Annotated in this window: 18 protein-coding genes and 1 tRNA gene; 11 read left to right on the top strand and 8 right to left on the bottom strand. The window is 77.4% G+C overall.

Features of this window, described 5'->3' with window-relative positions; translation table 11 throughout:
* The first annotated feature begins 9 nt into the window (after window positions 1-9).
* Both ACUN9U_RS12825 and ACUN9U_RS12820 read left to right on the top strand, forming a co-directional pair.
* Entirely contained in the window at window positions 10-1,920 is a 1,911-nt protein-coding gene (locus ACUN9U_RS12825) for an alpha-amylase family protein (RefSeq protein WP_445485450.1), read from the top strand.
* Window positions 1,921-1,946: 26 nt separating this feature from the next.
* Complete coding sequence (locus tag ACUN9U_RS12820) at window positions 1,947-2,744, top strand: hypothetical protein (RefSeq protein ID WP_445485384.1); 798 nt, start codon at window positions 1,947-1,949, stop codon at window positions 2,742-2,744.
* Here ACUN9U_RS12820 and ACUN9U_RS12815 read toward each other — a convergent pair whose 3' ends face one another.
* A complete protein-coding gene (locus ACUN9U_RS12815; RefSeq protein ID WP_445485383.1) occupies window positions 2,745-3,533 on the bottom strand; it encodes an SOS response-associated peptidase in 789 nt (262 codons plus the stop codon).
* Window positions 3,534-3,663: 130 nt separating this feature from the next.
* Between ACUN9U_RS12815 and ACUN9U_RS12810 the strand changes: the two genes are divergently transcribed.
* From ACUN9U_RS12810 to ACUN9U_RS12800, 3 genes are all read left to right on the top strand, one after another.
* Window positions 3,664-4,899, top strand: a complete 1,236-nt coding sequence (locus tag ACUN9U_RS12810) for a YihY/virulence factor BrkB family protein (RefSeq protein WP_445485382.1) — start codon at window positions 3,664-3,666, stop codon at window positions 4,897-4,899.
* 175 nt (window positions 4,900-5,074) lie between these two features.
* On the top strand, window positions 5,075-5,548 hold the full coding sequence (locus tag ACUN9U_RS12805) for a hypothetical protein (RefSeq protein WP_445485381.1): 474 nt from the start codon (window positions 5,075-5,077) through the stop codon (window positions 5,546-5,548).
* Window positions 5,549-5,767: 219 nt separating this feature from the next.
* Window positions 5,768-8,308: a SpoIIE family protein phosphatase gene (locus tag ACUN9U_RS12800; RefSeq protein ID WP_445485380.1), complete on the top strand. Its 2,541-nt coding sequence runs from the start codon at window positions 5,768-5,770 to the stop codon at window positions 8,306-8,308.
* Between the two features lie 32 nt (window positions 8,309-8,340).
* Here ACUN9U_RS12800 and ACUN9U_RS12795 read toward each other — a convergent pair whose 3' ends face one another.
* Genes ACUN9U_RS12795 through ACUN9U_RS12785 form a run of 3 tightly spaced genes read right to left on the bottom strand, consistent with a single transcriptional unit; the run spans window position 8,341 to window position 9,831 of the window.
* Window positions 8,341-9,273 (bottom strand): MSMEG_6728 family protein, encoded by a 933-nt coding sequence (locus ACUN9U_RS12795; protein WP_445485379.1) that lies wholly within the window; start codon window positions 9,271-9,273, stop codon window positions 8,341-8,343.
* 22 nt (window positions 9,274-9,295) lie between these two features.
* Window positions 9,296-9,541: a hypothetical protein gene (locus tag ACUN9U_RS12790; RefSeq protein WP_445485378.1), complete on the bottom strand. Its 246-nt coding sequence runs from the start codon at window positions 9,539-9,541 to the stop codon at window positions 9,296-9,298.
* Complete coding sequence (locus ACUN9U_RS12785; RefSeq protein ID WP_445485377.1) at window positions 9,538-9,831, bottom strand: hypothetical protein; 294 nt, start codon at window positions 9,829-9,831, stop codon at window positions 9,538-9,540. The genes ACUN9U_RS12790 and ACUN9U_RS12785 overlap by 4 nt, the downstream gene beginning before the upstream one ends.
* A 196-nt stretch (window positions 9,832-10,027) precedes the next feature.
* Here ACUN9U_RS12785 and ACUN9U_RS12780 point away from each other — a divergent pair, with 196 nt between their 5' ends.
* Complete coding sequence (locus ACUN9U_RS12780) at window positions 10,028-10,906, top strand: SigB/SigF/SigG family RNA polymerase sigma factor (RefSeq protein ID WP_445485376.1); 879 nt, start codon at window positions 10,028-10,030, stop codon at window positions 10,904-10,906.
* A gap of 28 nt (window positions 10,907-10,934) precedes the next feature.
* Here ACUN9U_RS12780 and upp read toward each other — a convergent pair whose 3' ends face one another.
* Window positions 10,935-11,570, bottom strand: coding sequence for a uracil phosphoribosyltransferase (upp, locus tag ACUN9U_RS12775; protein WP_445485375.1), 636 nt, complete (start codon window positions 11,568-11,570; stop codon window positions 10,935-10,937).
* 86 nt (window positions 11,571-11,656) lie between these two features.
* Here upp and ACUN9U_RS12770 point away from each other — a divergent pair, with 86 nt between their 5' ends.
* The 3 genes from ACUN9U_RS12770 to ACUN9U_RS12760 all read left to right on the top strand — a co-directional run bounded on the left by ACUN9U_RS12770 (window position 11,657) and on the right by ACUN9U_RS12760 (window position 12,757).
* Window positions 11,657-12,157, top strand: coding sequence for a tRNA adenosine deaminase-associated protein (locus ACUN9U_RS12770; protein ID WP_445485374.1), 501 nt, complete (start codon window positions 11,657-11,659; stop codon window positions 12,155-12,157).
* Window positions 12,154-12,657, top strand: coding sequence for a tRNA adenosine(34) deaminase TadA (tadA, locus tag ACUN9U_RS12765; protein WP_445485449.1), 504 nt, complete (start codon window positions 12,154-12,156; stop codon window positions 12,655-12,657). The genes ACUN9U_RS12770 and tadA overlap by 4 nt, the downstream gene beginning before the upstream one ends.
* A gap of 10 nt (window positions 12,658-12,667) precedes the next feature.
* Window positions 12,668-12,757: transfer RNA gene (locus ACUN9U_RS12760), tRNA-Ser, on the top strand.
* 63 nt (window positions 12,758-12,820) lie between these two features.
* Here the strand turns inward: ACUN9U_RS12760 and ACUN9U_RS12755 are convergent.
* Window positions 12,821-13,084 carry a hypothetical protein gene (locus ACUN9U_RS12755; protein ID WP_445485373.1) on the bottom strand — a complete coding sequence of 88 codons (264 nt, stop codon included), beginning with the start codon at window positions 13,082-13,084 and terminating at the stop codon, window positions 12,821-12,823.
* A complete protein-coding gene (locus tag ACUN9U_RS12750) occupies window positions 13,081-14,418 on the bottom strand; it encodes a PspC domain-containing protein (RefSeq protein WP_445485372.1) in 1,338 nt (445 codons plus the stop codon). The genes ACUN9U_RS12755 and ACUN9U_RS12750 overlap by 4 nt, the downstream gene beginning before the upstream one ends.
* Window positions 14,419-14,559: 141 nt before the next feature.
* Between ACUN9U_RS12750 and ACUN9U_RS12745 the strand changes: the two genes are divergently transcribed.
* Both ACUN9U_RS12745 and ACUN9U_RS12740 read left to right on the top strand, forming a co-directional pair.
* On the top strand, window positions 14,560-15,897 hold the full coding sequence (locus tag ACUN9U_RS12745; RefSeq protein ID WP_445485371.1) for a PspC domain-containing protein: 1,338 nt from the start codon (window positions 14,560-14,562) through the stop codon (window positions 15,895-15,897).
* On the top strand, window positions 15,894-16,580 hold the full coding sequence (locus ACUN9U_RS12740; RefSeq protein ID WP_445485370.1) for a LuxR C-terminal-related transcriptional regulator: 687 nt from the start codon (window positions 15,894-15,896) through the stop codon (window positions 16,578-16,580). Before ACUN9U_RS12745 ends, ACUN9U_RS12740 begins: the two co-directional genes overlap by 4 nt.
* Before the next feature lie 37 nt (window positions 16,581-16,617).
* Here ACUN9U_RS12740 and ACUN9U_RS12735 read toward each other — a convergent pair whose 3' ends face one another.
* Complete coding sequence (locus tag ACUN9U_RS12735; RefSeq protein ID WP_445485369.1) at window positions 16,618-16,917, bottom strand: type II toxin-antitoxin system VapB family antitoxin; 300 nt, start codon at window positions 16,915-16,917, stop codon at window positions 16,618-16,620.
* Window positions 16,918-16,934 lie beyond the last annotated feature (17 nt).

The raw sequence follows: 16,934 nt of genomic DNA, 5'->3' as shown, positions 1-16,934 counted from the left end.
TCCGCCCTGGTGGAGGAGGCGGCGGGCGACCTGCTCCAGGCCCTGTCGCCGGAGCGCCGGGAGCTGTTCGGCCTGCGGGTCGAGCGGTGGTGGCCCGACCTGCGCGCCGGCCTCGCGGCCGTGCACGCCCCCGAGGTCGCCACCGCCACCGAGCGCCGCCTGCTGCGCGCCGCGGCCGCCGCCCACGCCGAGCGCGAGCCGGACCTGCACCGCCTCGACCAGGCGCGCACGCTGAGGCCGGACTGGTTCCAGGAGCCGTCGATGCTCGGGTACGCCGCCTACACCGAGCGCTACGCCGGGACCCTGCAGGGCGTCCGCGGCCGCCTGGACCACCTGCGCGAGCTGGGTGTCACCTACCTGCACCTCATGCCGGTGCTGCAGCCGCGCGAGGGGGACAGCGACGGCGGCTACGCCGTCGCCGACTACCGCTCCGTGCGCCCCGACCTCGGCGACGTCGAGGACCTGCGCGAGCTGGCCCGGGCGCTGCGCGCCCAGGGGACCTCGCTCGTCCTCGACCTCGTGCTCAACCACGTGGCGCGCGAGCACGAGTGGGCCCGCCGCGCCCGCGAGGGCGACCCCCGCTACCGCGCCTACTTCCACGTCCACCCCGACCGCGCCGTCCCCGACGCCTACGAGCGCACGCTGCCGGAGGTCTTCCCCGACTTCGCCCCCGGCAGCTTCACCTGGGACGAGGAGCTGGACGGCTGGGTCTGGACGACCTTCAACAGCTTCCAGTGGGACGTCGACTGGTCCAACCCCGACGTGCTGGTCGAGTACGCCGAGATCGTCCTCTTCCTGGCCAACCTCGGGGTGGAGGTGCTGCGCCTGGACGCCATCGCCTTCATCTGGAAGCGGATGGGCACCGACTGCCAGAACCAGCCGGAGGTGCACAGCCTCACCCAGGTGCTGCGCGCGCTGACCCGCGTGGCCTGCCCCGGCGTGCTGCTCAAGGCGGAGGCGATCGTCTCCCCGCAGCAGCTGGTCGCCTACCTGGGCCAGGGCGAGCACCACGGCCGCGTGTCGGACCTGGCCTACCACAACACCCTCATGGTCCAGTTCTGGTCGATGATCGCCTCCCAGGACGTCCGGCTGGCCGCGCACGCCCTCCGCTCGCTGCCCGCGGCCCCGAGCAGCTCCGCGTGGATCACCTACGTGCGCTGCCACGACGACATCGGCTGGGCCGTCAGCGACGAGGATGCGGCCGCCGTCGGGCTGGACGGCTTCGCGCACCGCTCGTTCCTCTCCGACTGGTTCAGCGGCTCCTTCCCCGGCTCACCGGCCCGCGGCCTCGTCTTCCAGGAGAACCCGGCCACCCGCGACCGGCGCATCTCCGGCTCCGCCGCCGCCCTGACCGGCCTGGTGGCCGCCCAGGAGGACGGCGACGGTCCGGCCACCGAGGCCGCTGCCGCCCGCGTGCTGCTCGGGCACGCGCTGGTCATGGGCTGGGGCGGGATCCCGGTCATCTGGATGGGCGACGAGCTCGGCCTGCGCGGCGACGACGCGTGGGCCTCCGAGCCCGGGCACGAGGCGGACAACCGCTGGGTGCACCGCCCGTGGATGGACGAGGGCGCCCTGGCGGCCCGCCACGACCCGGCGACCGTGCCCGGCCGCCTGTTCTCCGGGGTGCGCCACCTCGCGCAGGTGCGGGCCTCGCTGCCGCACCTGCACGCCTCGGTGCCCTCCCAGGTGCTGGAGGTGCACGACCCGGGGGTGCTGCCCGTGCTGCGCCGCCACCCCGTCGGTGACCTCCTGTGCCTCTACAACGCCACCGACGGCTGGCGCCACTTCCCCGGCTGGCGGCTGGCCGAGCTGGGGCTGACCGGCGCCCGGGACGCCCTGGCCGGGCGCGCGGCGCACGTCGGGGACGACGGGAACGTCTGGCTCGCCCCCTGGTCAGCGGCGTGGCTGCACCGCCCCTGAGGGAGCCGGGCGCCACCATGTGAGGCATGGGCAGCCGCGGTGAGGGCCTCGCGCTGGCGCTGCTGCGCGTGGCGCTGGGGCTGCTGTGGCTGCAGGACCTCGTGCTGCCCCGCCTGGGCGCCCAGAGCTGGGCCACGGGTGGCCTGGGGCTGCAGGGGGCGGCAGGCTGGCTGCTGCCCGCCGTCGAGGTCGCCCTGGTCGTCACCCTGCTGACCGGCTTCCTGGTGCGTCCGGCCGCCGCGGTCGGCGCCGCCCTCGCGGTGGCCGGGGCCGTGCAGATGGGAGCCGGTGCGCCGTCGCCGGAGCCGGCGCAGGCCGGCGCGTGGGCCGTGGTGCTGCTCGCGGTGGTCCACGGCGTGCTCGTCGTCGGCGGGGGCGGCAGCTGGGGCGCCCTCGACGTCGTCCGCCGCAGCGGCGACCCCGCGCTGGCGGCGCGGCTGGGGCGCGTCTGGGGCCTGCTGGCGCTGGCCGCCGGCGCGGCGGGCGCGGTGGTCGCCTCCCGCGCCCAGCCGCGGTGGACCGCTGAGCACGTGGTCGAGCTGCCCCGGGGCCTGCTGTCCCTGGGCACCTGGGACCTGCCCGGTGCGCTCGTGGCCGGGGGCGCCGGCCTGGTGCTGCTGCTGGGCACGGCACCGCGCCTGTCGCCCATGGCGCTGGTGGCGCTGCTCGTGGCCGGGGCGGGGGCGGTGCTGGTGGTGGTCGGCGTGCTGGCCGGTGGCGTGGCCTCCGCCTCGCTGCTGGCGGCCCTGGCCGTGGTCGCCGCGGTGTGCGCCCCGCACCTGCGGGCCGCCGCCGGCGGCGGTGGGGACGACGGCGAGGGCTGATCAGCCCCCCAGCCCTCCCAGCTCGCCCAGGGGCAGCACCAGCTGGGGTCCGTTGACGCGGGGGCTGCCCACCGCGCGGCCCACCTCGTGGGTGGCCAGCTGCGGCGGGGGCACCGCGTCGAGCACCTGGCGGACCAGGTCGAGGTCGGTCAGGTGCGGGTCGAGCCAGTCGCCCTGGAAGTCTGCGGGCAGCACGACCGGGCTGCGGTCATGGATGCGGCCCGCCTCGTCCTGCGCCTGCGTGGTGATGACCGTGGCCGTCCACAGCCAGGCGTCCTCGCCCTCGGGAGCGCCCGGGTCCTTCCAGAGCTCGTACAGGCCCGCGAAGGCCAGCGGCCCGCCGTCGGCCGCGTGCAGGAAGTGCGGCACCTTGACCTCCTTGCCGGAGCCGTCGGGCGCGGGGCGGCGCTCCCACTCGAAGTACCCGTCGGCGGGCAGCAGGCAGCGGCGCCGGGCGGCGGCGCGCCGGTAGGCGGGCTTCTCGGTGACGGTCTCGACGCGCGCGTTGATCATCCGGGAGCCCACGCCGGGGTCCTTCGCCCAGGAGGGGACCAGGCCCCAGCGCACCGTGCGCAGCTGCCGCTGGGCGCCCCCGCCACCGGGCGGCCCGCCGCCCGCCGGAGCGGCGGCTCCCTCGTCGTCCCGGGGCTCCCGCTCGACCACGGCGCGGACCTGCTGCGTCGGCGCGACGTTCCAGGAGGGCGCGACCTCGGACCCCACGACGGCGTCGACGGCGTAGTCCTCCACGAGCTGGGCGTCGGACCTGCTGCTGGCGTAGCGACCGCACACAGCAGGCAGTGTGCCCCCGCACACCGACGGCCGGCGGCGCTCAGGTCGCCGGTGGGTCCCCCTCGCAGCAGACTGGCGACGGCGTCGAGCCAGCGGCGCGTGCACCGCTTGAAGGGCCGGCCGAGCCGACATGAGCGTCGACGACCACGCACGCACCGCCGAGAAGGCGCGCACCGCGCCCGCGCCGGACGACCCGCGCAAGCCGGACGACCCCACCGACCTCACCAAGCGGTCCTGGACGTACGTCCTGCGCAAGACGTTCCGGGAGTTCACCGCCGACGGGTGCCTGGACCTCGCGGCCGCGCTGGTCTACTACGCCGTCCTGGCGCTCTTCCCCGGGCTGGTGGCGATCATCTCGCTGGTCGGGGTGCTGGGGCAGGGGCCGCAGACCACCCAGACGCTCCTGGACGTGGTCGGCGGCTTCGCGCCGTCGACGGTCACCGACCAGCTCCGGCCGATCATCGACCAGCTCCAGGAGAACCAGGGGGCGGGCCTGGGCCTGGTCGTGGGCCTCCTGGGCGCGCTGTGGTCGGCCTCCGGCTACGTGGGGGCCTTCTCCCGCGCCATGAACCGCATCTACGGCATCACCGAGGGCCGCCCGTTCTGGAAGATGCGCCCGATGCAGCTGTTCGTCACCGTCGTGGCGGTGGTGCTGGTCGTGGCCGCGCTGATCATCCTCGTGGTCTCCGGACCCGTCGCGCAGTCCATCGGCGACGTCGTCGGCCTCGGGTCGGCCGCGGTGACGGCGTGGGGCATCGCGAAGTGGCCGGTGCTGATCGTCATCGTCGTCGTCGTGGTGGCGGTGCTGTACCAGATGACGCCCAACATCAAGCGGCCCAAGTGGTCGTGGACCAGCGTCGGGGCCGTGACCGCCATCCTCGTCTGGGCCCTCGCCTCGACGCTGTTCGGCCTGTACGTGGCGAACTTCAGCAACTACAACAAGACCTACGGCAGCTTCGCCGCCGTGATCATCTTCTTGCTGTGGCTGTGGATCACCAACCTCGCTCTGCTGTTCGGCGCCGAGCTGGACGCCGAGCTGGAGCGCGGCCGTGAGCTGCAGGCCGGCTTCGAGGCCGAGGAGGACCTCCAGCTGCCGCCGCGCGACACGCGCAAGAGCGACAAGGCCGCTGCCAAGCACGAGGAGGACGTCGCCCTGGGGCGCCAGCTGCGGCTGGCCCACGGCGAGGCCGGCGGCGGGGGTGACCGCGGGAGCGACCACGGGGGTGACGGGCGCGACGGGGGCGCCGGGGGCCCCGGCTCCCACGCCGCGAGTGGGGGCTCCGGCACCTCCTCGCGCCGCGCCGTGCCGGACCGCCAGGCCGAGCGGGACGCCGCCGTGCGCCGCCAGGGCGGTACGCCGGCCTGACCGTCCGCGCGGCGGGGCGGGCCGCGCCGCGACACGCCGAGGCGGTGCTGGCCCGTGGACCTGCGTTCCTCTAGTTTCTCTCAAGTCACACGAGTCACAGAAGTCGCAGAGATCACGCTAGTACCACAGCGCCCCCGGGTGGTCCGGGACCGGCCCAGCCAGATCGGAGCCAGCAATGTCCGCTGCACCTGCATCGCCGGTCGTCGACCTCGAGGCGTGGCGCGAGCGCGCCAGGGTGGTCCGCGGCGCGGACCCCGCCGACGGAGCCGGTGGTGCCGGCGCGACGACGCCGGCGCTGGCGGCGTCGGGCGACGCTGCGGTGCTGCGGATGGCGGCACCGGCAGGACCGGGGCCCCTGAGCGTGTTCGGGCCGGTCATGGCCTTCGGGCTGGTGCGCAGGCCCGCACCGGCGGGGGCGCTGCCCACCCGCCCCCGGGCGGTGCACGCCCCGCAGCTGGAGGCGCTGCGGGCCGCCGAGCAGGACGGCGGTGACGGGCCCGAGGCCGCCAGACAGGCCGCCCCGGCCGGGCCGCCCGTGCTGCGCGTGGTCTCCGCGCTGTCCAGCGAGCCCGGCGTGACCTCCGCGCCGGCGCCGCGGCTGCGCGCCGTGCTCGACAGCCGCGGGGCCTCCCGGGGGCCGCGCCGCTGACGGCGGCGGGGCCCCGCGAGGCCCTTCCCCGGCCCCCGCAGCCGGCACGGGCGCCGACGCGGACTCCGGCAGACCTCCCGCCGGCGCCCGTCGTGCCGCAGACTGGCCCCGGGGGCGCCTCCGGTGCTGGCGGCCCTGCTGCTCCAGGGGCGGGGCGGCGCGGGCACCGCGCTCCGGGCGAGCCGACGAGCGGGGGGTGCGGTGGAGGGTGGTCAGGCGGTGACCCGGGCCGACCTGTCCCGCGGCAGCCACCCCGGCGACCAGGCCTCCGCCGCCGCGGCCACGGGCCTGGACCGGCTGGCAGACCTGGCAGCACGGCTCGTCGGGGCGCCGTGGGCGCAGGTCGCCCTGGTCAAGGGCGACGTGCACGAGGTGGTCGGCTCGGCGGGGGCGCCCCCCGGCCTGCCGCCGCGCCGCTGCGAGCGCCCGCAGGAGACGCTGTGCCGGCTGGTCGCCGCCGAGGAGCGCCCCCTCGTCGTGGAGGACGCCGGCACCGACCCCCGCGCCGCCGGCCTGCCCGCTGTCGAGGCCGGTGTGGTGCGCTGCTACCTGGGTGTGCCCGTGGTCACGGACGGCCGGACGACGGCGGTCCTGTGCGCCTACGGACCGGAGCCGCGCCGCTGGGAGGGCCACCAGGTCGCGGCGCTGCAGCACCTCGCTGCCAGCGCGGCGGCCGAGCTGGACCTGGAGCGCATCGCCGGCGACGTCGAGAGGAGCCGGCTGCGGGTCGCGCTGGCCGTGGACGCCGCGGGCGTGGGCAGCTTCGACTGGGACCTGCTCACCGGCGCCCTGGAGTGGGACGCGCGGCTGCTGGAGGTCTTCGGGGTGACCCGGGAGGAGTTCGGCGGCACCATCGAGGCCTTCAACGCGCTCGTGCACCCCGACGACCTCGATCGCGTCTCGGCCGCGGTGGCCCGCTCCATCGAGACCCGCGGGGAGTACGAGGCCGAGTACCGGGTGCAGCGGCCCGGCGGCGCGGTGCGCTGGGTGCAGGCCCGCGGCCGCACCCTGTCCGACTCCGGCGGGAGGGCGGTGCGGCTCATCGGCGCCGCCTACGACACCACGGAGGTGCACGAGGGCGAGGCGCGCGTCGCCCGCGTGCTTGAGAGCATGTCCGCGGCGTTCTACAGCCTGGACCGCTCCTTCCGCTTCACCTACGTCAACGCCGAGGCCGAGCGCCTCCTGGGCCGTCCGCGCAGCGAGCTCCTGGGAGGGGTGCTGTGGGACCTGTTCCCCGCCTCCCTCGACGGCCCCTTCGAGCACCACTACCGCGCCGCTCTGGCCACGGGGCAGCCGTGCGCGTTCGAGGCGCACTACCCGCCCCCGCTGGACGGCTGGTACGAGGTGCGCGCCTGGCCGGTCCCCGACGGCCTGTCGGTGTACTTCCTGGAGATCACCGAGCGCCGCCGGGCCCAGGAGCGCGCCGACGCCGCGGCTGCCCGCCTGCGGCTGCTCGCCTGCACCACCGAGGAGCTCACCGAGGTGCTCGACGCGCGCACCGCGGTCGCGCGGCTGGCCGCGCTGGTCGTGCCGGCCCTGGCCGACTGGTCGGTGGTGACGCTGGTGGGCGAGGACGGGCCGGCGACCCTGCGCGACGTCGGCTGGGCCCACCGCGACCCCGACCGCGTCCGGACGGTCGAGCGCTACGCCGCGCGGCGCTCGCGGGCGATGAGGCAGACCTCGCCGCTGCTGCGGGCGCTGGCCAGCGGGGAGGCCCAGGCAGTGCCCGAGGGGGCCGTCGAGGTGCTGGGCGCCTCCGTGGACGACCCGCAGGCGCGCCAGCTCATCGCCGAGCTGGGGCCGGAGGCCTGCTGCGTGCTGCCGCTGACGTCGCACGGCCGCACCCTCGGCGCGCTGTCGCTGTTCTGGGGCCCCGGGCGCAGCGCACCCGGGGAGGACGACGTCGCCACCGCCCGCGAGGTGGCCTCGCGCGCCGGGGCGGCGCTGGAGAACGCCCGCCTGTACGAGCAGCAGCGCGAGCTGGCCGAGGAGCTGCAGCGCAGCCTGCTGACGGCCCCGCCCGAGCCCGACCACCTCGAGGTGGCCGTGCGCTACCTGCCGGCCGCTGCAGCCGCCCAGGTGGGCGGCGACTGGTACGACGCCTTCCTGCAGCCCGACGGGTCCACCGTCGTCGTCATCGGCGACGTCGTGGGGCACGACACGGCGGCGGCCGCGGCCATGGGCCAGCTGCGCGGGCTGCTGCGCGGCATCGCCTACACGACCGGCGCCGGCCCCGCGGAGGTGCTGCAGCGCCTCGACGCCGCGATCCCCGGCCTGATGGTCTCCACCACGGCGACGGCCGCGGTGCTGCGCCTGGAGCGGGGCCCGCGCGAGCGCGACGCCGGCACGGTGGCGCTGCGCTGGAGCAGCGCGGGGCACCCCCCGCCGCTGGTGCTGCACCCCGACGGTGGCGTGCAGGTGCTCGAGGCTGACGAGCCCGACCTGCTGCTGGGCTTCGAGGCCCTCGCCGAGCGCCAGGAGGGCGTCGAGGTCGTCGAGCGCGGCAGCACGGTGCTGCTGTACTCCGACGGCCTCGTGGAGCGCCGCGGGCGGTCCCTGGACGCCGGGCTGGACCGGCTGCGCCACCTGCTCGCCGAGCTGGGGCACCTGCCGCTGCAGCAGCTGTGCGACGCCCTGCTGGAGCGCCTGGTGTGCACCCGCCCCGACGACGACGTCGCGGTCGTCGCCGTGCGCCTGCACCTCCAAGACCGGCCCCGCCCCCGGGAGGCCGGCCCGGTCGTGCTGCCCGGACGGGGCTGAGCGACCCGGCGGCGGTCGGGTGCCGGGGCTGCTCAGGCCGCCGCGGACGCTCCCAGGGAGAGCGCCACCCGGAACAGCGAGCGCGGGTCCTGCAGCTGCGCCGGCCGGACCAGGGCCGCCCGCGGGACCACGTCGAGCCAGCGCACGGGGCGCCGGTGCGGCACCAGGGCGGCGCTGCCCGCGAAGGAGTACTCCCCGCTCACCTGGCCCAGCAGCAGGGCACGGCCCTCCTGCACCGGGACGGCGACCTCGTCGCCGACGGCGACCTGCGCCACCAGGGCCTCCAGCTGCCGCAGCGCCTTGCCCGGCCGGCGCTTGGTCCCGGTCGCCTCGCCGCGCTCGGCGAGCAGGGCGCGCAGCCCCCCGGCTGCGGGGGCCAGGTCGGCGGGCACGTCCACGCCGCTGCTGGTGTCGAGCCCCACGACGCCCTGGCCGACGAGCACCCCCAGCGTGGTCGCATCGGCCGCGCGGACCACCCACAGGGCGCGCCCGGGCACGACGGGCCGCTCGGGCACGTCGTCAGCACCCGGCCACACGTACTCCAGGTCGTCGGCCAGCCCCGCCTCGAAGCGCGGCCCGTAGAAGGCGGGGTCCTTGCGCAGCAGGTTTGACCGGTGCGAGCGGTGCAGGTCGGCGCGCCCGAGCCAGGACGGCAGCTGGCCGGAGGCCGCCAGGTCCTGCTGCGTGGCGGTGGCGGCCTCCGGGGCGAACTCGGTGATCTGCTCGGCCGTGGAGTCGGCGTGCCCGCGGCCGACCCACTCGCGCACGCAGTCCAGGCCGTAGCGGACCAGCGCCGGCGTCCGGCCGCGCCACATGGCGACCACCGGGTGGCTGCTCCAGCCGTACTCGGGCAGCTCCAGGGCGCGCAGCACCTGCAGCACCTCCACGCGCTGCTTGCCGAGCCGGGGGGCGTCCAGCACGGCCGCGCTCTCGGCGAACCCGGGGAAGGGCAGGAAGGTCTGCACGGGACGTCAGCGCGGACAGGGGCTACTGGGCCCGGTGCCCCTCCGGCTCCTCCTCGGCCGGCTCGCCCAGCCGACCGGTGGCGTCCATGACCTGACCGGTCTCGTCGGCGTCGTCGGAGACCACGCGGACCTCGTCGGGGACGGAGTTCACCCCCATCGCCGCTGCGATGTCGGCCTCGGTCACCTCGGGCAGACCGGCGGTGGGGTCGTCCGCCGTGCCCGTGCCCAGGGGGGCAGCGGCGTCGTGCTGGTCGTCGTGCTCGCTCATCGGCTCTCCTCGCGGGTCTTCTGCTCGGCGCTGTCGGTGGTCTCCTCGAGGGGCGAGTCGACGCCCAGCTCCCTGTCGACCACCACGTGCCGGCCCTGGCTCACCTCGGCGGCCGTGTCGTCCACCCACTTGGCGGGCTGCTCGGGGAAGCCGCGCTCGGCGATGCGACGGGTGAGCGCCTCGCGCACCACGTCCAGGTCACCACCGGCGTGGTCGGCGTGCACCCCCGCGACGATCTCCTGCAGGAGCCGCTGGCGGTCGTGCTGGGCTTCGGGTGCGGGTTCCGGCATGGGCCCTGCCTACCACCGGGGGGACGCTCCAACCACTCCGGTTGAACCACTCCTGGCTCGGCTTGCCGGGGGTCCGGGGCGGTGCTGTGCTGGTCCGCGTCCCAGGGCGGAGCCCGGCGGTCCCCGCCGCGCCGGCTGCCCGCCACGGGGCGACCGCGCCCGTGCGGCGAAACGACGCGAGAGCACAGGAGCCCCGATGACCGCGTCCGTCGACGCCCCTGAGGCCCCGAGCTCCCCGGTGGGCTCCGGACCCCAGGCCACCGCGCCGACCGCGCCCAGCGCGCCCGCCGCGCCCGCGTCCGCCCCCGGCAGCGCCCGCGAGCAGGCCACGGAGGAGCTCCTGGCCCGCGCCTCGGTGGCCGACGGCGCGGAGCGGGCCCGGCTGCTCGACGAGGTCGTCGTCCTCAACCTCCCGGTCGCCAAGGCGCTGGCCGCGCGGTTCCGCGACCGCGGCGAGCAGCAGGACGACCTGGTGCAGGTCGCCTCCCTCGCCCTGGTGAAGGCGGCGCAGGGCTACCAGCCGGGCAAGGGCCGCGGCTTCCTGCCCTACGCCGTGCCCACCATCACCGGAGAGCTGCGCCGCCACTTCCGCGACCGCCAGTGGGGCGTGCGGCCCCCGCGGCGCCTGCAGGAGCTGCGCCTGTCCCTGGGCGCCGCGGCCGCCGAGCTCACCCAGAAGATCGGGCGCGCTCCCACGGTGACCCAGCTGTCAGAGCACCTCGGGGTCGACCAGGAGGAGGTCATCGAGGCGCTCGCCGCCGCGCAGGACTACCACCTGGCCTCCCTGGACGCCCCCATGGACGGCGAGGCCGACGGCACGCCCCTGGGGGCGACGCTCGGTGAGGACGACGGCGCCATCGACAGGGTGGTCGACCACGTCAGCGTGGCGCCGCTGCTCGCGTCGCTGCCCGAGCGCGACCGGCGGATCCTGTCCCTGCGCTTCTTCCGCGGCTGGACGCAGAGCCAGATCGCCGCCGACATCGGGGTCACCCAGATGCAGGTCTCGCGGCTGCTCGCCCGCACGCTCGAGAGGCTGCGGGCCCAGCTGGAGGACGCCGAGGCGGAGGCCGCCTGAGCCCCGCGCGGGTGCGGGGGCCCGGGCGTCAGACCACGCCGTAGAGGCGGTCCCCGGCGTCTCCCAGTCCGGGGACGATGTACCCGTTCTCGTCCAGGCGCTCGTCGACGGCGGCCGTGACCACCGTGATCGGGGCGTCGGCGCCGAAGGAGGAGGTCACCACCTCCACCCCCTCGGGCGCGGCCAGCAGGCACACCGCGGTGACGTCGGTCGCCCCCAGCTCGAAGAGGTAGCGGATCGCGGCCACCAGCGTCCCGCCGGTGGCGAGCATCGGGTCGAGCACGTAGCACTGCCGCCCCGAGAGGTCGTCGGGCAGGCGGTGCGCGTACGTGCTGGCCTGCAGCGTCTCCTCGTCGCGGACCATGCCGAGGAACCCGACCTCCGCGGTCGGCAGCAGCCGGGTCATCCCGTCGAGCATGCCGAGCCCGGCGCGCAGGATCGGCACCACCAGCGGCTTGGGGCTGGCCAGCTTGACGCCCGTGGTCGGCGCCACGGGCGTGGAGATCTCCAGCGGCTCCACGCGCGCCCCGCGCGTGGCCTCGTAGGCCAGGAGCGTGACGAGCTCGTCCGCGAGGCGCCGGAAGGTGGGCGACTCGGTCCTGGAGTCCCGCAGGACCGTCAGCTTGTGGGCCACCAGCGGGTGGTCGACGACCTGGACGCGCACGGTCGACGACCCTACCCAGTCCCGCGGGGTCCTGGACGCGCCGCGGGCCCTCGCCTGCCGCGCGCGTCTGCGCCACGATGACACCCATGTCGTACTTCACCGCGGTCCTGGCCTCCGACGGAGACGGCTGGCGCTCCGTCGACCTCGACGTCGAGGACGCCGTGGACGTCGAGGAGCTGGCCGACGAGGTGCGCGCCGCAGTCGAGGGCACCGGAGAGGCCCCTGGGCCCCTGCTCGTGGTGCTCGAGCGCGAGGACGAGTGGTTCGCCCTCGTCAGGGTCGACGGCGAGGAGCCGCGGGCCTTCGTCTCCGACCTCCCGGCCGCCTCCACCAGCCACTACGGGGAGCTGCTGAGCGTCACCGCCGACGCCCCGGCCCCGCAGCCGGCGCCGCAGGAGGACGAGGAGGAGGACAGCGCCGCGCGCGTGGCGGCCCCCACGTGGGCCGGCGACGCCGACCTGCTGGCCGACCTCGACCTGCCCGGCAGCGAGCTGGCCGACACCGCCGAGTCCCGCGACCCGGCCAGCGCCCTGGTGGCCGTGGGGGAGCGGGTCGGCTTCGTGGACCTGCTCGAGGCGCTGCGCTGAGCGGTCCTGCCCCGCTGCCCGTCTCGCTGCCCGCCCCCCGCGACGACGAGCGGCTGCTCCGGCTGGCGCTCGCCCGGGCCAGGTCGGCCCCCCTGGCCGCCGGCGACGTGCCGGTCGGCGCCGTCGTCGTCGACGCCTCCGGGCTGGTGCTGGGGGCGGGCGGCAACGAGCGCGAGGCCACGGGTGACCCGACGGCGCACGCCGAGGTGGTCGCCCTGCGCCGCGCCGCCGCCGCGGCCGGGTCGTGGCGGCTGGAGGGCGCGACGCTGGCGGTGACCCTGGAGCCGTGCACCATGTGCGCCGGCGCCGTGGTCCTGGCGCGGGTGGCGCGCCTGGTCTTCGGCGCCTGGGACCCCAAGGCCGGGGCCGTGGGGTCGGTGTGGGACGTCGTGCGCGACCCGCGGCTCAACCACCGGCCCGAGGTGGTCGGCGGGGTGCTCGAGGCCGAGTGCGCCACGCTGCTGAGGGGGTTCTTCGAGGAGCACCGCCGCAGCCGGTAGGGTCTGTCGCGGTGGCGTGTCCGAGCGGCCTAAGGAGCACGCCTCGAAAGCGTGTGAGGGTGAGAGCTCTCCGTGGGTTCAAATCCCACCGCCACCGCCACGCAGACGGCGGCGCCCGCAGGGGCGCCGCCGTCTCGTCGTCTCCGGGCCGCCCGCCAGCGGGTCAGCGCCCCCGCAGGCCCGCGGCCAGGCCGCCGGCCACGAGCAGGCCGCCCAGCACCACCAGCGCCGCGGCGGCGACCGCCACCGCGTCGACCCGCACGTCGGTGAGCACGCCCAGCCCCACCAGCACGGCGACGAGGAGCGCGGCCAGGCCCGTCACCAGACTCGGCACGTGCGGTCCGCCCGGGGCCGGCTCGCCGGGCTGCTCGCCGGGCTGCTCGCCGGGCTGCTGGTCGGTGCGGGGGAGGGTCGGATCGGTGCTCATGCTGCGCTCCTGACGACCTCGAGCTGGCCGATGGCGGTGCGGGCGTCGACGAGGAGGCGCACGGCCTCGGCGTCGCCGCCCGCCACCGGCGTCGCCGTCGAGGTGGTGCTGGTGAAGAAGCCGTCCTCGCGGCCCCGGGTGGTCCACCCCTCGCCGCGGGTCACCACCGCGCCGATGACCCCGCCGGTGCGGACCTCCACCTCGGCGCCGGCGGGGACGACCACCCGCGCGTCGCCGAAGCCGTGCCGCAGCTCCACCCGCACCGTGCGGCCGGTGGCGGCGGGGTCGTCGGTCAGGGCCCGCAGGTCCAGCGTGGAGTCGCCCGCCCAGGAGGCGAAGCCGCGCTCGGCCTGCGCCGCGGTCAGCGGGCGCCAGTCGACGTCGCCGACGGCCCGCACGTCGGCGCCGGGCGGCACGCCCAGCGCGAGGAGCGCGGTGGTGGCGCCGCTGACCGCCCAGAACCCGAGGCCGTCCCCGCGCCGCCCCGCGAGCCCCGCGGCGAGCAGCGCCACGGCCAGCACCGCGGTGCCCGCCCCGACGGCGAGTGCGACCACCTGCGGCGTCGTGAGGACCTCCTGGCCCGCGCCCAGGGCCCGCCACCCGCCGAGCCCCAGGGAGCGCAGCGCCTCGGGCCGGGCCGCGAGCCACGTCGCGGCTCCCGCCAGCAGCCCCAGGCCCAGCACGGCGCACGTGAGCCAGGCGGGCACCGCCGCCTGCTGGGCCCTCGGCGGCGCGCTGCGGGCCCCGTGGCTCCCCGGACCCCGGACGGCGCCGCCGTCGGGACGCACCCCGCCCGCCGAGACCGGCACCAGCCTCGGCAGCAGCGCCACCGCGACGACCAGCGCCACGCCGACCACGACCAGGGCGACCACGTCACCGCCGGTGACGACCTGTCCGTCCACCGCCCAGGACCACGGGTCGGGCACCACGGTGGCCACGGCGACCAGGCCGAGCGCGAGCAGCGCGGCGGCCGAGACCTCCCCGCCGACGAGGGCGCGCGCCTCGATCCGGCCTGCCCGGTCGGGCAGCAGCAGCCACGCGGCGGCGTACAGGACCAGGCCCGCGCCGCCCAGCAGCGACACGACGACGACCAGGACGCGCAGCAGCACCGGGTCGATCCCGAGGCGGTCGGCGACGCCGGCGGCGACGCCGCCCAGCCAGCGCTCGTCGGAGCGGCGCAGGTCCAGGCGCGCCAGCCAGTCCCAGAACGCGGTGCGCGGCGCGCCGTGCGCGCCCGCCGGGCCTGGAGCCGTCGGCGCGGGACCCGTCGGGCCGGCGCCCGCGGGGTCGGAGGGGCCGGGGTCTCCGGCGGCGGTGGTCGGTGAGGTGGTCATGGCGTCGAGCGTGCTCCGGTGGTGGTCTCGGCGGATCCGGTGACGACCCTGGCCCGACCCTGGCCCTGGCGGCCGCGGCTCGGGGTCCGGCCAGGGTCCCGCACGGGTGACCCCCGGCGCAGCAGCCGCCACGATGGGCCGGTGACGACCACGGCCTCCAGCTCCCCGGCCCCCGGTGCACGAGCGCGCGCGGCCGGCGCAGCGGCTGGCGGTGCGCGCCGCCAGCCCCTGCGCCGGCCGCTGGGCGGGCGCTGGGTGGGTGGGGTGGCGGCGGGCACCGCGAGCCACCTGTGCCTGCCCGTGGCCGTGGTGCGCGTGCTGTGGGTGGGCCTGGCCGCGGCGGGCGGCGCGGGCGTGGTGGGCTACGCGCTGCTGTGGGTGCTGGTGCCCCTCGACGGCGAGCCGGCACCGGGCGAGCCCGGCCGCGGGGTGGCGGAGCGGCTCACGCGGTGGAGCCCGTCCGGCGGCGCGGGCGCGCAGCTGGTCGTCGGCGCCGTCCTGCTCGCCGCCGGTGCCCAGCTGCTGCTCCAGCGCGGCGGCGTGGACGCCTCCGCCGCCGCCCTGGTCCCGGTGGCCGCCGGGCTGGCGGGGGCGGCCGTCGCCTGGGGAGCGCTCGCGCCGCCCACCCGCTCCGCGCTGCTCGCCCAGGCGGGCGGTGGCACCCCCGACGGCACCCGCCGCGTGCTGCTCGGCGCGGCCCTGGCCGCCGGCGGCCTCGTGCTGCTCGCCCTGGGCGGCGGGCGGGCCCAGGCTCTGGGACCCGCGGCCGTGGCGGCGCTCGCGGTGCTCGGGGGCGCCGCGCTGGTGGTGGCGCCGTGGGTGCTCCGCCTGCTGCGCGACCTGTCCGCCGAGCGCACCGCGCGGCTGCGCGAGGCCGAGCGCGCCGAGGTCGCCGCCCACCTGCACGACTCGGTGCTGCAGACCCTGTCCCTGCTGCAGCGCCACAGCCACGACCCGGCCACCGTGACCCGCCTGGCGCGGCGCCAGGAGCGCGAGCTGCGCGAGTGGCTCTACGGCGGACGCACCGGTGGGCCGGGGCGCGAGGAGGCCACCCTCGCCGAGCGCGTGCGCGCCGAGGCCGCCGACGTCGAGGACGCGGTCGGTGTCCCGGTCGAGGTGGTCGTCGTGGGGGACCGCGAGGTCGGCCGGGTGGAGGAGGCGCTGGTGGCCGCGCTGCGGGAGGCGGTGCTCAACGCCGTGCGCCACGCCCGGCCGCCCGTGCAGGTCTACCTCGAGGCCGGACCCGCCGGCGCGGAGGCCTTCGTGCGCGACCACGGCGACGGCTTCGACCCGGCGGCGGTGCCCCCCGACCGCCGCGGCGTGCGCGACTCGGTGCTCGGCAGGATGGGCAGGGCCGGGGGGTCGGCGCACGTCGGGCCGGCGCCGGGCGGGGGCACGGAGGTCTCGCTCAGCACGGCACCCGGCCCGGGGGCGGCGGCAGCGCCCGTCGGGGACGACCCGGCGGGAGGGCAGCGGTGAGCGCCCTGAGGGTCCTCCTCGTCGACGACCACGCCCTCGTGCGCTCGGGCGTGCGCGCGGTCCTGCCCGCCGACCTGGTGGTGGTCGGGGAGGCCGACGACGTCCCCTCCGCCGTCGAGGCCGTGCGGCGGCTGGCGCCCGACGTCGTCCTGCTCGACGTGCACCTGCCCGGTGGGGACGCCCCCGGCGGAGCGGGCAGCGGCGGTGCGGAGGTGCTGCGCCGGTGCGCGGGCGCGGTGCGACCCGACGGCGAGCCGGTGCGCTTCCTGGCGCTCAGCGTCTCCGACGCCGCCGAGGACGTCATCGCCGTCGTGCGGGCCGGGGCGCGCGGCTACGTCACCAAGTCCGTCGACGCCGCGGCCCTCGCCGACGCCGTGCGCCGCGTCGCCGACGGCGACGCCGTCTTCTCCCCGCGCCTGGCCGGCTTCGTGCTGGACGCCTTCGGCGCCGCCGGCGGGGGCGGGGAGGTCGCCTCCACCGACGCGGAGCTGGACCGGCTCTCCGCGCGGGAGCGGGAGGTGATGCGGCTGATCGCCCGCGGCTACGCCTACAAGGACGTGGCCAGGCAGCTGTTCATCTCGGTCAAGACCGTGGAGACCCACGTCTCGGCGGTGCTGCGCAAGCTGCAGCTGTCCAACCGCCACGAGCTGACGCGCTGGGCGAGCGACCGCCGGCTGCTGTGAGCGTGCTCCCCGGCCGCGGGGGCCGGGGGGCCCGGCGTCAGTCGGGCAGGACGAGCACGCGCGCGTGGAGCACGCTGCGCTGCTGCAGCGCCGCCCGCAGCGCCCGGTGCAGGCCGTCCTCCAGGTAGAGCTCGCCGCGCCACTGCACCACGTGGGCGAAGAGGTCCCCGTAGAACGTGGAGTCCTCCGAGAGCAGGCTGCCCAGGTCCAGCGTCCGCTTCGTGGTCACCAGCTCGTCCAGGCGAACCTGCCGCGGGGCCACCGCGGCCCACTGGCGGGGCGTGTCGACACCGTGCTCGGGATAGGGCCGGGAGTCTCCGACGCGGGCGAAGATCACCTGGTCGACCCTACGCC

Source organism: Quadrisphaera sp. KR29, from assembly GCF_052644995.1.
Note: the sequence above shows the minus strand (reverse complement) of the source record. Positions and strands in the feature narration are given on the sequence as shown.

Bases quoted from the DNA above. Each gene is read 5' to 3' on its own strand.
- ACUN9U_RS12750 (WP_445485372.1), bottom strand. From the start codon at position 14,418: ATGACCACCTCACCGACCACCGCCGCCGGAGACCCCGGCCCCTCCGAC.
- ACUN9U_RS12805 (WP_445485381.1), top strand. From the start codon at position 5,075: ATGTCCGCTGCACCTGCATCGCCGGTCGTCGACCTCGAGGCGTGGCGC.
- ACUN9U_RS12790 (WP_445485378.1), bottom strand. From the start codon at position 9,541: ATGAGCGAGCACGACGACCAGCACGACGCCGCTGCCCCCCTGGGCACG.
- ACUN9U_RS12810 (WP_445485382.1), top strand. From the start codon at position 3,664: ATGAGCGTCGACGACCACGCACGCACCGCCGAGAAGGCGCGCACCGCG.
- ACUN9U_RS12820 (WP_445485384.1), top strand. From the start codon at position 1,947: ATGGGCAGCCGCGGTGAGGGCCTCGCGCTGGCGCTGCTGCGCGTGGCG.
- ACUN9U_RS12780 (WP_445485376.1), top strand. From the start codon at position 10,028: ATGACCGCGTCCGTCGACGCCCCTGAGGCCCCGAGCTCCCCGGTGGGC.
- ACUN9U_RS12755 (WP_445485373.1), bottom strand. From the start codon at position 13,084: ATGAGCACCGATCCGACCCTCCCCCGCACCGACCAGCAGCCCGGCGAG.
- ACUN9U_RS12785 (WP_445485377.1), bottom strand. From the start codon at position 9,831: ATGCCGGAACCCGCACCCGAAGCCCAGCACGACCGCCAGCGGCTCCTG.
- ACUN9U_RS12770 (WP_445485374.1), top strand. From the start codon at position 11,657: ATGTCGTACTTCACCGCGGTCCTGGCCTCCGACGGAGACGGCTGGCGC.